The sequence below is a fragment of the Williamsia sp. Y721 genome (assembly GCF_059683565.1).
The window spans coordinates 1040964-1054506 of record NZ_JCASNH010000002.1 but is presented as its reverse complement, the minus strand read 5'-3'; the positions used below and the strand labels follow the sequence as shown (position 1 = coordinate 1054506).

The 13543-nt window shown below is 64.5% G+C and carries 11 protein-coding genes; 4 read left to right on the top strand and 7 right to left on the bottom strand.

From position 1 onward, the window contains the following. Positions 1–55: 55 nt before the first annotated feature. Positions 56–1318: an ABC transporter substrate-binding protein gene (locus AC56PL_RS13725; protein ID WP_495514219.1), complete on the bottom strand. Its 1263-nt coding sequence runs from the start codon at positions 1316–1318 to the stop codon at positions 56–58. A gap of 562 nt (positions 1319–1880) precedes the next feature. Here AC56PL_RS13725 and AC56PL_RS13720 point away from each other — a divergent pair. Genes AC56PL_RS13720 through AC56PL_RS13710 form a run of 3 tightly spaced genes read left to right on the top strand, consistent with a single transcriptional unit; the run spans position 1881 to position 4773 of the window. Further along, positions 1881–2525, top strand: a complete 645-nt coding sequence (locus AC56PL_RS13720) for a response regulator (protein WP_495514218.1) — start codon at positions 1881–1883, stop codon at positions 2523–2525. Next, a complete protein-coding gene (locus AC56PL_RS13715; protein WP_497154167.1) occupies positions 2522–3721 on the top strand; it encodes a sensor histidine kinase in 1200 nt (399 codons plus the stop codon). Before AC56PL_RS13720 ends, AC56PL_RS13715 begins: the two co-directional genes overlap by 4 nt. After that, positions 3721–4773, top strand: coding sequence for a DUF8320 family protein (locus AC56PL_RS13710; protein ID WP_497154166.1), 1053 nt, complete (start codon positions 3721–3723; stop codon positions 4771–4773). Before AC56PL_RS13715 ends, AC56PL_RS13710 begins: the two co-directional genes overlap by 1 nt. A gap of 99 nt (positions 4774–4872) precedes the next feature. On the opposite strand, the gene AC56PL_RS13705 is transcribed toward AC56PL_RS13710, so the two are convergent. The 4 genes from AC56PL_RS13705 to AC56PL_RS13690 form a co-directional block, all read right to left on the bottom strand. After that, positions 4873–5763 (bottom strand): CPBP family intramembrane glutamic endopeptidase, encoded by an 891-nt coding sequence (locus tag AC56PL_RS13705; RefSeq protein WP_497154165.1) that lies wholly within the window; start codon positions 5761–5763, stop codon positions 4873–4875. A gap of 159 nt (positions 5764–5922) precedes the next feature. Next, positions 5923–6582 (bottom strand): response regulator, encoded by a 660-nt coding sequence (locus AC56PL_RS13700; RefSeq protein WP_497154164.1) that lies wholly within the window; start codon positions 6580–6582, stop codon positions 5923–5925. After that, positions 6582–7793, bottom strand: a complete 1212-nt coding sequence (locus tag AC56PL_RS13695) for a sensor histidine kinase (protein WP_497154163.1) — start codon at positions 7791–7793, stop codon at positions 6582–6584. The genes AC56PL_RS13700 and AC56PL_RS13695 overlap by 1 nt, the downstream gene beginning before the upstream one ends. Before the next feature lie 64 nt (positions 7794–7857). Beyond that, entirely contained in the window at positions 7858–8988 is a 1131-nt protein-coding gene (locus tag AC56PL_RS13690) for an acid phosphatase (protein ID WP_497154162.1), read from the bottom strand. Positions 8989–9183: 195 nt separating this feature from the next. On the opposite strand from AC56PL_RS13690, the gene AC56PL_RS13685 reads away from it, so the two are divergent. Beyond that, positions 9184–9960 carry an SGNH/GDSL hydrolase family protein gene (locus tag AC56PL_RS13685; protein ID WP_497154161.1) on the top strand — a complete coding sequence of 259 codons (777 nt, stop codon included), beginning with the start codon at positions 9184–9186 and terminating at the stop codon, positions 9958–9960. 78 nt (positions 9961–10038) lie between these two features. Here the strand turns inward: AC56PL_RS13685 and AC56PL_RS13680 are convergent, their stop codons facing one another. Together AC56PL_RS13680 and AC56PL_RS13675 are read right to left on the bottom strand one after the other, a co-directional pair. Further along, positions 10039–12216: a 3-hydroxyacyl-CoA dehydrogenase NAD-binding domain-containing protein gene (locus AC56PL_RS13680; protein WP_497154160.1), complete on the bottom strand. Its 2178-nt coding sequence runs from the start codon at positions 12214–12216 to the stop codon at positions 10039–10041. A gap of 60 nt (positions 12217–12276) precedes the next feature. Next, positions 12277–13485 (bottom strand): acetyl-CoA C-acetyltransferase, encoded by a 1209-nt coding sequence (locus AC56PL_RS13675; RefSeq protein ID WP_495514209.1) that lies wholly within the window; start codon positions 13483–13485, stop codon positions 12277–12279. Positions 13486–13543: the final 58 nt, after the last annotated feature.

Sequence of the window (13543 nt, the reverse complement as noted above, 5' to 3'; positions counted from 1 at the left end):
GCGCGGCTACTACCGCGCAGCACACCCCCGAATCTGTTGTGCGTCAATCCCGCTACTAGCTGGCGCCCGGGATCATTGCCAGCGCCTGCGGGTTCGGCTGGATCAGGCCGCCACCGATGGGTTCGGTCTTCTTGTCACCGGTCACCTCGAAGACGAACATCTCCGTGGTGCAGTTGGGGCTTGTCGCCTTGCCGCAACTGAGCACCGGTCCCAGCCAGCTCTGGTAGCCATCGACAGCCTTCAGCGCGGCCAGAACGGTCGGTCCGGTGACCTCGGTCGGTGCGGCCGCACCCAGCGTCCTGGCAAAGTCGACAAAGGTGGAGAAGGTGCCATAGGCATAGAAGCCTCCGTTGCCACCTTCTTCATCGACGTATTCGGCTGTGATATCGATGTTTTCCTGCATCGGCGCCGGCGCCGAATCCTTGGCGGGCTCGAGCCAGATCGGCGAGTACGTCTGCGCACCGACCGCCTGCGCACCCATCGTGTCGATGAACTCGGTGCAGGCCGCCAGGAACATCGTGTTCTGGAACCCGACGCTGCGCAGCGACTGGGCCAGCTTGGTGCAGTTGGCATCGGTCTGCGACGTCATCAGGCCGCCGACATCGGGGTTGCTCGAATTGATGGTCGAGGCCAGTGCGGTGTAGTTCGGGTTGGTCGCCGAATAGTAGACACTGCTCACCTCGAGCCCGAGCTGTGCGCCGAGGGGTTTGAGAATCCGGTCGAATGTCTGGTGCGCGGCAGCGACGTCGACGTTGGCCAGCGTCAGAGAGTTCTTACCCTGCTGCTTGAGCGACTGCATGACACCGATCAGGAATGAGGCTTGCGGTGGCCCGAAGTAGACCCGGTTGTCGGGCGAGGAGCCGGTGACCGAGTCGAACGGGATCTGGCCGACCAACGGGATGTTGGCCGATTGCAGGATGGGCAGTGCTGCACTCGATGCCGCGTCATAACCGTCGATCACCGCAACCACGCCGGCCTGCGCGAGTTGATTGGCACAACCGATGGTCGATTCCGGGGCCGTGACATCGACGGCGCAATTGACGACCTCGATCGGGCGCCCGGCGATGCCGCCCAGCTCGTTGTTGATGTAGTTGACTGCCGCCTTCTGTCCGGTCTCCACACCCGGCTGGGTGATCGGGCCGTTGGACGGGTTCAAGAAGCCGACCTTGATCGACTCGCCTACCGCCTTGATACCGCTCTCGGACGGAGACGCGCTGGCGTCACCACCGGAATCACTGTCGTCGCTACATGAGACGACGGAGAAGACACACACCGCTGCGACAAATGCTGCCGCTATTCGGCCGGTTTTCTTACGCATTTCAATGCCTTTCCCGGCGGCGTGTGGTCGAGATGGGTATGCGCCGACAACATCGATCCGCACGCGGCGAAATTCGATGTTCGGGCACATTGTTGATCCCGGCCAGATCCTCCGAGTTACACGGGGTTGCAACCGAATAGCGTCTGTGCCATCCGTCGTGCCCAATCCGGGTGTGATCTGGGCCACTCGAAAAGTAGCCCTTGCCTTACAGCCGTGTCAAGGTGCAATTCGGTGTCGGATCAGCCGATGCGTTCAGACCCGAAAACACCGACGGCGTGCATAGAATGCCGTGCTCAGGCACCAGAGCTGCGCTATCCGGTCCATTCGCTTTGCGTACTAAATGTCGTAGACCGAAGGCCCTACTCTCGCGCGCCAAACGGTAACCCAAAGCCCACGAATGATACTGATGGCCGTTTTAGCGTCTATATTTTGTCGAGATCGGTTCGGCGCCCGGCGACCTCGGCCGAGGCCGAGCCGATCGGTGTCGTAGAGATGACCCTTCACCCAGATCCCTGGGAGCCGAGGGGACGGCGGTAGACGAAGAACAGTGGAGTTGCCTGACGTGAAGCGAATAGGTGTGGTGGAGGACCACTCGTCGGTTGTGCTGGGACTCAAGGCCATGCTGGCCGACCATCCCGGATTGGTCGTGGCCGCGGCCACCCCGACCGTCTCCGAGCTTCTTGCTCTGCGTACCGAATTGGATTTGGTTCTGCTGGACCTACGCCTGTCCGACGGGTCATCTCCGACAGCCAATGTCGACGAACTCCGTGCCGCCGGCCTACAGGCGTTGGTGTTCACCGGGGCCGAAAACCCCTATCTCGTGCGCCTGGCGGCGAAAGCCGGTGTGCTGGGTGTGATCCGGAAGACCGAGTCGACCGAGGTGGTGGTCGCGGCGATTGCTGCTGCCGCGGAGGGACGCCAGGTGGTGACCACCGAGTGGGCGGCCGCGATCGACGGCGACCCCGGGCTCCCCGACGTCGGCCTGAGCCCTCGCCAGCGCGATGTCCTGAGCCTGTATGCCTCGGGAGAGAAGGCAGATCGGGTCGCCCGGCTGACCGGGCTGACACCGCACACCGTGAACGACTATCTGGCCCGCATCCGGGCCAAGTATGCCGACGCCGGCCGCCCGGCCGGAACCAAGATCGAGCTCTACAAGCGCGCCGTCGAAGACGGCTTGCTTCCGATGCCGGAGGCACCGGAGCCATGAGCTGCCAGACACTGTTTCACCCCGGCAACCTCGGTGGCGGGGAGAACACCCTTCGCCTCGTCCGAATGTTCGCGCGCTTCATCAGTGTTGGGTATGTCGCCTATCTCGCAATCCTTCTTCCCGCCATCGGCATGCTGGCCCCACGGATGGACCCCTGGTGGACCCCGGTCAATGTGGTGCTGGTCTTCGGGTCGGGGATGCTGCCCGGGGCACTGTCGTTTCGGTCGGACCCCAGGCCCATGCGGATCAGCAGTGGCATTGCCGCAGTGGCATTTCTGGTCGCGGCGGCAACCTGGCCCATTGCCTGGAACGGACCGACCATACAACCTGGTGACGGTGTCTGGCTCGCATTCTTCCCCGGGGTCGCCAGCCTCGCCGCGGTGATCGTGTGGTCGACCACATTGGTGTTCGCGCACCTGGTGGCCGGATGTGTTGGCGTCCAATTGATCAACTCCGTTGCCAGAGGAGACTCATCGGCCTCGGCGCTCATCCCGGAGATCATGTTCGCGATCATGTTCTGCACCCTGTTCGTGGGTGGCGGAGTGATGGCGATGCGAACCGGCCGTCTACTCGATTCGACCACCGAGACAACATATGCCGCCGCCGCGGTCGCCGCGGCCGGGCACGCGCGCACGGTCGAACGCGAGCGGTTCGACGCCTTGATCCACGACAGCGTGATGTCGACGTTTCTGGTCGCCTCCCGGGGTCAACCATCAGAGGTCATCTGCGCCATGGCGGCGACCACCCTCGACGAACTCGACAACATCCGCGCCGAACCTGTTCCGGATCAGCATTTCTCGCTCGATCAGGCGACAACTCATCTCCGCGCAGCGTGTGTCGAGGCCGACGACAAGGCACTGTTCCGGGTTTCCGAAGAGCCGGCGGAGAAGGTGGCGGATCTGCCCGCCGATGTGGTGCGGACGATGGGATCGGCATTGTCAGAGGCGTTGCGGAACAGCCAAATCCATGCCGGACCGAATACCACCCGCACCGTGGATGTCAACGTGACCGCGACCGGCCTTGGCGTCGTGGTGACCGACAACGGTGCCGGTTTCGATCCCGCCACCGTCGCCCCGCATCGCCTCGGTATCGCGGTCAGCATCCTCGGAAGGATGCGCAATCTCCACGGCGGGACTGCCCACCTCGACACCCGCCCCGGCGGCGGTACCCGGGTGTACCTGGGCTGGGAGGGCTGATGGCCATCTCCCCGAGCACGATTGACGATCCCCGATCCATCGGCGACGCGGGTTCACTGCTCGGACTCCACACGACCGCCGCACGAATACTGGTGGCCGCGTACGTGCTCACGTTCGCCGTTGTCAGTTGGACGGACCAACCGGCGGGCGGTTTCTGGTACGAGCTCACCGCCTGGCTTGTGGTCAGTGTCGGGGCGATCTGTATGGTCATCATTCCCGGCGATCCCCTGCCGATACCGGCCACACTCGGTCTCACCGCTGTCGGCCCGATTGCCATCAACCTCAATTTCGTGAAGACGGTCCTGCCGCTCGAAGGTCACCTGCAGTTGTGGGCGCTGGGGGCATCGACGGCGATCTACGCCTACATGTGCGTTCGCGGGCGCACGGCCTGGGCCTGGATCGGGATGGCTGCCACCCTGGCCAGTTGCATGGTGTGGACCGGACTGGCCGGAGAAGGCGCGTTGTATGGGCTGTCCATCTCGGTGATCAACCTCGCGCCGCTGCTGATGGCCACGTTCTTCGCATGGACCATCCGCCCGGCCGCCCGGAGCATCTTCGAACTTCGCAGCCAGGCGACGCTCCGTGTGGCAGCCGAGGCCGCCGGGAAGGCCATCCTCGAGGAGCGCGATGCCAGGCTCGCCGAGCTCGACGAACTGGCCCGGCCCCTCCTCGAACAGATGGCAGGACCCCGGCCGCTCACCGAAGACGAACGGCTCGCCGCAAAACTCGTCGAAGCCCGACTCCGGGACTCGCTGCGGGCACCAGCGCTCGACCGGCCCCGGATCGCCGACGCCGCCCGGCAGGCCCGCTCCCGCGGGGTCGATGTGGTGTTGCTCGACGACCACGGCCTCGACACCACACCCCCGGAGGTCTGCACCGAGATCTATCGCGCCGTCACCGACGCCCTCATGCGCGCGGATACCGGAACCCTGACCATCCGGATACTCCCGCCGCACCGAGATGCCCTGGTCACGGTCTTGCACAGCACACCCGACGACACCACCCGGGTGGAATACGGTCACAACGGCCAAGCGCTGGCACCGCGACTGTGAGTCACCCGCCCCAGGTGTGATGACCAGGGACGTTGTCAGCGGCAGTAACCGCGAGAAGGCCCCGCATCGAAAGATGCAGGGCCTCATCCGATAGTTCGTCTATCGCACCGCAACCACAGGATTGGGTTCGAACACCTCGTCGGTGACGGTCAGCTTGTCGTGTGCGACAACGTTGTCACCGTCTCGCCACACCTTGGCCCGCAGCAGATAGATGCCGGCGACCAGAGCGACTGCACCCAACGTCGCGAGCCCGCTCTCTCCGGCAACGTAGGCCAAGTCGTCCGGTGACGAGGCGATGACCGCGGTGGCGCCCAGAACGAAGGCGGTGTTGGCGACGTTGTGCGCCACGGCAACCGGCCACACGGTGTGCGAACGATCCCACAGGTAGGCGTAGAACACACCGGCCATGGTGAGGGTGGCGACCACGGCCGGAGCCACGAGCCAGCGGACACCGTCAGCATCGTAGGTGGTGGCAATCAGGACCAGTGGCATGTGAAAGAGACCGTGGATGAACCCGGTCAGCAGTGCGGCGCGGCGCTGCCCGGTCAGCTGTTGAATACGCGGCAACAGGAATCCGCGCCAGCCGATTTCCTCCCCGAGGATGAAGAGGGTGCCGATGGCGAGTTCGATGACAAGGTCGGCGACCCAGCTCGCGGTGCCCAGTGGTGTGGCGTGGATGGAGACGAAGTCGGCAACACCGGTCAGGACCGCGGCGCCGTACGCAAGGAACACCAGCACTACCGGGATGAGCAGCGCCGGACGCAGTGCCGAACCGCCGGAGCTATTCAGTCCGAAGCTCTTCCAGAGCTCTTTGCGTTTCCCTCGCGGGATGACGGTGAACGTCACGATGGCGACCGAGATCACGGGCACGAACACACTGAGTACGACGTTGATCTCGGCATCGGGCAGTGCGACGGCTATGGCGACGGCCAGCGAGAATGCGACCGCCACAAAGGCGGTGATCTCGCGAATGACTGGGGAGCGGAACATCGGGGGACTCCTGGTTGACGGTGGCTGCGTGGCCACTGGAGGTGGTGCGACCGGTGCGGCCGTGTCCCATCAATCTGCTCCAGGAAGGGGTGGTGGGACATCTGGCGCGAGACCTGGCTTTGTCCGCTGTGTCTCTATCCCCAGATAGAGGCGTTGGAGTCAGGTGCCGGGGACGGCGAGACCTGATTCGTAGGCGTACATGACCAGTTGTGCGCGGTCGCGGCTGTCCAGTTTGGTCAGCAGATGGCTCACGTGGGTCTTCACGGTTCCGTATCCCATGTGCAACGCGGACGCGATCTCGTTGTTGGACAGTCCTTGTGCGACCGCGAGTAGCACTTCGCGTTCACGTTCGGTCAGTCCGTCGTCCGGGTGTGAGCGTGGAGTCGAATCCGGCAGGGCGGCAAAGCGTTCGATCATCCGTCGGGTGACACTGGGGGACAGGAGAGACTCTCCGGCCGCGATGACGTTGATGGCGTCGAGCAGCAGGTCGGGCCTCGTGTCTTTGAGGAGGAAACCACTCGCGCCAGCACGCAGCGCCGCCACGACGAGTTCATCCTCGTCAAAAGTGGTCAGTATCAACACTTTTGTGCCCGCGCAGCCGGGGTCCGCCACGATTCGCCGGGTGGCTTCGATGCCATCCATCTCCGGCATCCGGACATCCATCAGGACGACGTCGGGAGTGGTGCGCAGGCACAGGTCCCAGGCTTGTTGCCCGTTGCCGGCCTCACCGACGATCTCGACCTCGGGCTCAGAATTCAGTAGCACGACGAATCCGGATCGGACCAGGGCCTGATCGTCGACAACTGCCACCGTGATCATCAGGTGCCGTTCTGCTGGATGGGGAGCCTCGCGTGGACACCGAACCCGCCGGCGGGAGTCGGGCCGGACGTCAGGGAGCCGCCGACCAGGTGGGCGCGCTCGCGCAGCCCGGTCAAGCCGTGGCCACCCGTGTCTTCGGAGCCGGATACGACCGAGCGTCCGCCCGGGTCGGTGACCTCGATATCGAGGTGGTCGTCGCGATAGTCCAGACGAATACGCGCTGACGGTCCACCGTGTTTGAGCACGTTGGTCAACGACTCTTGGACGATGCGATAGGTCGCCAACTCGACGGCCGCATCCAACTTCGCTGAGGTGCCGGTGATCTCGAGGGCAACGTCGAGTCCCGCAGATCCGACCACCGCCACCAATGCCGGCAGGTCATCGACCCCTTGGGGTACCGGGCCGCCGACGGGATCGTCTTGTTCGCGAAGGACCCCGAGCATCGACCGCGTTTGGGCCAGCGCCTCCCGGCTCGTGTCGGCGACGACCTGCAGCGCGTGTTCGGCGGCATCGACGTCGGTGCGGATGACGTGGGCGCCGACGCCCGCCTGGACCGCGATGAGCGACATGCTGTGCGCCACCACATCGTGCAGTTCACGCGCGATGCGCAGGCGCTCCTCGGCGACCGCTCGCGTGGCCTGTTCGCGCGCCAGAGCGGCATCGTGTTCGGCGGCGTGAATCTCTCCGCGCTGTTGGCCTCTGCGGGCGCGGATCGCGTCGCCAACGGCCCAGGCGGTGATCAACAGGGCCCAGGCCTGGAGGAGGTCTGAGGTGCGCAGGTCGGGAACGTCGGCGGCGGCGAGTGCCCCGAATGTGGCCATGGTCGCGACGAGAGCGATCGCTGCGTTGCGCCGACGTCCGTGCGCTGCCAGCGAGTACAGGCTCAGGAGCAGGATGACCGACAGCGACCCGATGTAGTGGTCGGTGAGCGTGACGACCAGGCATCCGGCCGCGAATATGCAATACGACGTCGTCGGGTATGTGCGTCGCCAGTACAGCGCAGCCGTCGCGACCACGGTGCCGACAACCGCGACGACGTCGGGTTCGCGCAGGCGCGGATCGACGCTTTCGACGTCGGTCGTGAAGAGGGCGCCGAGGGCGAATGCGGTCGCGAGCACCGCGATGGCGATGTCGAGAAACGGAGACAACCTGCGAGCGGCGCCCGCCCAGATGGTGCTGTCGTGCTGCATCACCGGGGCGGGCTGCTTCATCTCGCGGATGCTACGCGGAGGGCCTCGAGTTCGACCGAGTTGTGTCGAATCGCGACTGCACTGTTCAGGGTGTCGCCGCGTACGCCGCCGCGAGGTCGATGCGCAGCCAGCCTCCGTCGGGGCCGGACTTGTCGAGGGGGTAGCCGGACGGAATGGCCGTCTGCTCGAGAATCTCGAGTCGTTGCGCATCGGTCAGATCCGGGAACCTGGTCTCCAGGAGAGCAGCAGCTTGTGCCGGGATCTGGCTCTGCTGGCCGGGGTTGATGAGAGGGAGTCCATACGTCATCAGAGCCCGGTGCTCGTCCACGGCCATCTGCGTGCTCAGGTACGGCGTGTCGGTGGCGATGAAGTCTGCCAGCGGCACGCCGGTGACCTTCTCGAGTTGTTCACGCAACTGGGTGCCTGCTTCGTCGATGAGCCGATCGAACCCGGGGTCGGAAAGGCGGGCCGCGCTGAGGTCCATTGCCATGAGTCGACCGCCCATCACATCGAGCGGGTAGTGGACTCCGAGGATGACCCGGCTGAGCCCGATCTCTCCGGCGCGGGCAATGATCTGCGGGCCGAGCTCCGGCAGCCACGACGCCAGCAGCGCGCCCTTCCAGTAACCCATGTTGGTGTGGCCTGACGGGTACGACCCGTTGGTCTCGACCTCTGCGTAGAGGTCGCCGCCGGGCCGGTCGTAGCGTTTGATGCTGTCCGGGGCCACGACGAAGGGGCGTGGATTGTTGAAGAAGGTCTTCTCGGGCAACGTCGTTCCCGAGGGCAGTCCGGCGCGGGCGAGGTCTCCCTCGGCAAGAGCCGCAACCTTCGGTAGCCGGCCATCTTCCAGAAGCTTCAGGAACACCGGGCCCAGCTTCTCGCCGAGTGCCACGGAGAGCGAGACCAAACGGTCGTCGTAGTTGACCTCGATCGCGTCCGCCTGCGCTTCCGGGGTGGCCTCGTTGTTGATGCGCACGACGGTCTGCAGATTCTGTGCAATGAGCGCGGGGTTGTTGTCGCGTAGCGCGGTGAATCCGTCGAGGACCGGCAGATACCACCCGCCTGATGGGAGATCGGACGGGTAAGGACCGATCAGCTGAGCGGGGGTGAAATCTGCCGGCGCGGTGTCGGCGGTGGCGACCCCACTGACCGGAAGAACGAGGGAGACGGCCGCCAGCAGCGTCAAGACGGTGCGGCGTGAGCGAGACAACGACATGACCAGCATGTTTCCGCAATCAGGCAGCATCCACAAGTTCGGTGAACCGCTCATCGCGAGGCGTCCAAGGAGAACTCCGAACGGTCATCTCGAGTTGCCGCTGCGTTCATCTGGCGCCCACCTGGCGCCGCCAGGCGCCGATCGAACGCCGGAGACTGCAAAAGAACCTTTGACTCGGGGCACTAGACTCCTCTGGTGCATTTCTCCCGTTTTGTTGCCATCGGCGACAGTCAGACCGAAGGCATCGGTGACGGCGATGACGTCATCGGCCACCGCGGATGGGCCGATCGCCTCGCCGAGCAGCTCTCGATGATCAACCCCGATCTCCGCTACGCCAACCTCGCCGTGCGTGGACGCCGGACCCGGCAGATCCGAGATACCCAGCTCGAACCCGCGATCGCGTTGTCTCCGGACCTGATCGCCGCTCCACTCGGGATGAACGATGTATTGGCGAGCTCGACGCTCGACGACGTTCATCACGATCTCGACCACATCTACTCACAGCTCGCCGACACCTCGGCAACGGTGATCATCTCGACCTATCCGAACATGGCCAAGACTGTGCCGATCGCCAAACGTCTCGAGCCACGACTGCTCGCGTTGAACGAGATGATGCGCGAGTTCGCCACCACATACGACTTCATCCTCGTCGATCTCCATGCCGCGCCGGTTCTGGTCGACACCCGCTCCTGGTCGATCGACCGGCTGCACGCTTCCCCGTTCGGTCACGAGCGGTTTGCCGCAGGCGCCGCCCACGCACTCGGCTTGCCGGAAAGCGATCCGGATTGGGGCATCTCGATCGCGCCTGCCGACCCGATGTCGTTGGTGCAGAAGTCGATCCGCGAGGCCCGATGGGCTCGCGCGTTCCTCCTGCCGTGGATGATCCGTCGGCTACGCGGGGTTTCGACGGGCGACGGGATGAGCGCCAAACGCCCGGAGCTGACGCCGGTGATACCACCGCCCCCGAGCTAGAAAAAGAACCGCGGCCCGGCTCCCCTTTCGGAGAACCGGGCCGCGGCCTTGGATCAGTTCACTGAATCAGCGTACTGCTCAGTACTTCTCGCCTTTTGCAGCTTTGTCGACCAGCGACTGCGGCGGCTCGAAGTGGCTGCCGTACTTGCTCGCCAGATCGCGGGCGCGATCGACGAAGCCCTGCAGACCACCTTCGTACCCGTTGATGTACTGGATCACGCCACCGGTCCACGCGGGGAAGCCGATTCCGAAGATCGAGCCGATGTTGGCATCGGGCACAGAGGTCAGGACACCTTCGTCGAAGCACTTGACCGTCTCGATGGCCTCGGCGAAGAGCATGCGCTCTTTCATGTCCTCGAACGGGATCTCGGTGCTGCCCGACTTGAACTCGTCGCGCAGTCCGGGCCAGATCTTGGTGCGCTTGCCTGCCTCGTCGTACTCGTAGAAGCCCTTACCACCGGAGCGGCCCGGACGACCGAGATCGTCAACCATCTTGTCCACGACGGCATTCGAGCCATGTGCGGGAACCGGCTTGCCTTCGGCAGCGAGTGCCTTCTCGGTTTCCTTACGGATCTTCTGCGGCAGCGTGAGGGTGAGCTCGTCCATCAGCTGCAGCGGCGGTGCCGGGTAGCCGGCCTGTGCGCCTGCCTGCTCGATGAATGCCGGCTCGATGCCTTCACCCACGGCGGCGATCGCCTCGTTGATGAAGGTGCCGATGACCCGCGAGGTGAAGAAGCCGCGGCTGTCGTTGACGACGATCGGGGTCTTGCGGATCTGCAGGGTGTAGTCGATGACCTTGGCCAGCACCGCATCAGAGGTCTTGGCGCCCTTGATGATCTCCACCAGCGGCATCTTGTCCACGGGCGAGAAGAAGTGGATTCCGATGAAGTCCTCGGAGCGCTTCACACCTTCGGCCAGGATCGTGATCGGCAGGGTCGAGGTGTTCGAGCCGAGCACCGCGTCGGGTTCGACGATGTCCTCGATCTCGCCGAATACCTGCTTCTTGACCTCGACCGACTCGAATGCCGCCTCGATCACCAGGTCAACACCCTTGAAATCGGCTGCGTCCACGGTCGGGGTGATCCGCGCCAGCAGGGCGTCGGACTTCTCCTTGGTGGTCTTGCCACGCGAGAGCGCCTTCTCCTCGAGCTTGACCGAGTAGGCCTTGCCCTTTTCGGCGGCTTCGATGCTGATGTCCTTGAGGACGACCTCGATACCGGCCTTGGCCGACACGTACGCGATCGCCGCACCCATCATGCCTGCGCCGATGACGCCGACCTTCTTGGCGGTGAACTTCTCGTACCCGTCGGGGCGCGATCCGCCGCCGTTGATGTAGTTCAGGTCGAAGAAGAACGCCTTGATCATGTTCTGTGCCACCTGACCGGTGACCAGGGACACGAAGTAGCGGGTCTCGATCAGATCCGCGGAATCGACATCGACGTACGCACCTTCGATGGCTGCGGCCATGATGGCGCGTGGTGCGGGCATCGGTGCGCCCTTGAGCTGCTGACGGAGCAGCGACGGGATGGCAGGCAAGAGCTGTGCCAGAGCCGGACTCGTCGGTGCGCCACCGGGGATCTTGAAACCCTTCTTGTCCCACGGTTGTGCGGCTTCAGGATTCGCGGCGATCCAGGCCTTGGCGGCCGGGATCAGTTCGTCGATGGAGGAGACGACCTCGTCGACCAGACCGGTGTCCTTGGCCTTGGTCGGGCTGAAACGGTTGCCCTGCAACAGCACATTCATCAGCGCGCTCTGGATGCCGAGCAGACGCACGGTACGGGTGACGCCACCGCCACCGGGCAGCAGGCCGAGAGTGACCTCGGGCAGGCCGATCTGGGTGCCCTTGACGTCGGCCGCGATGCGGTGGTGGGCGTGCAGTGCGATCTCGAGACCGCCGCCGAGTGCGGCACCGTTGATGGCCGCGACAACCGGCTTGCCCAGGGTCTCCAGCCGGCGCAGTACGGCTTTGATGCCGTCGGCCTGCGCGGTGACCTGCTTGGCCACCTCGACCTTGTCGACACCGCTCTTGTCAGCGGTCATGTCCTTGAGGTCGCCACCGGCGAAGAAGGTCTTCTTCGCCGAAGTGATGACAACACCGGTGATGCTGTCTTTTTCGGCCTCGAGACGCTCGACGGTGGCAGCCATCGACGAGACGTAGAGGTCATTCATGGTGTTGGCGCCCTGGTTGGGGTCGTCCATGGTGAGAACAACGACGCCGTCGCCGTCTTGCTCCCAGCGGATCATGTTTTCAGTCATAACTTTTGAAGTTCTTTCGTGAAGGTTGGAAGAAGCCTGTCAGTACCAGCGTCAGCTGACTCAGATGCGCTCGATGATGGTTGCGACACCCATGCCGCCGCCGATGCAGAGGGTGACCAGGCCGTAACGGCCACCGGTACGCTCCAGCTCGTCGAGGCAGGTGCCGAGGATCATCGCGCCGGTGGCACCGAGGGGGTGACCCATGGCGATTGCGCCGCCGTTGACGTTGACCTTCTCGTGCGGGATCTTCAGGTCCTTCATCCACTTCATGACGACCGACGCGAACGCTTCGTTGAGCTCGAAGACGTCGATGTCATCGGTGGTCAGACCGGCCTTCTTGAGCACGAGCTCGGTGGCCGGGGTCGGGCCGGTGAGCATGATCGTGGGGTCGCTGCCGGTCTGAGCGGTCGCGACGACGCGAGCGCGCGGGACCATGCCGGCCTTCTTGCCTGCGGCCTCACTGCCGACCAGAACCAGGGCCGATCCATCCACGATGCCCGACGAGTTACCGCCGGTGTGAACGTGATTGATCGTCTCCACGTTGACGTACTTCTGACGTGCGACGTCGTCGAAGCCACCCATTGCGGCCAGACCGGCGAAAGCGGCCTTGAGCTGGCCAAGGCTCTCGACCGTGCTGCCCGGACGACGATGCTCGTCGTGATCGAGCAGGGTGATGCCGTTGATGTCCTTGACCGGGACAACCGACTTCGCGAAGTAGCCGGCCGACCAGGCGGCCTCGGCGCGGCGCTGGGACTCGGCGGCGTAGGCGTCGACGTCTTCACGTGAGAAGCCCTCGAGGGTGGCGATCAGGTCGGCGCCGATGCCCTGCGGGGCGATGTAGAGGTCGAACACGGTGGTGGGGTCGGTGAACATCGCACCACCGTCACTGCCCATCGGAATACGGGACATCGATTCGACGCCACCGGCGATGACCAGGTCATCCCAGCCCGACGCGACCTTCTGTGCGGCGAGGTTGGTGGCTTCCAGGCCGGAGGCGCAGAAGCGGTTGACCTGGGTTCCGGGGACGGTCTCGGGGAGTCCGGCCACCAGTGCTGCGGTACGCGGGAGCACTGCGCCCTGCTCGCCGACCGGCGAGACGATGCCCAGAACCACGTCGTTGATATCGGAGGGATCGAGGTCAGGGAAACGGACCTTGAGTTCGTGGATCAGGCCGACCACGAGGTCGACGGGCTTGACGGTGTGCAGCGAGCCCTTCCGCTGCTTGCCACGAGGCGTACGAATGGCCTCGTAGATGTATGCATCAGTCACGCTGGGTTCCTTTCAGATGAACTGCGCTGTTCTCGCGCCCGCCGAAACTAACGGCACG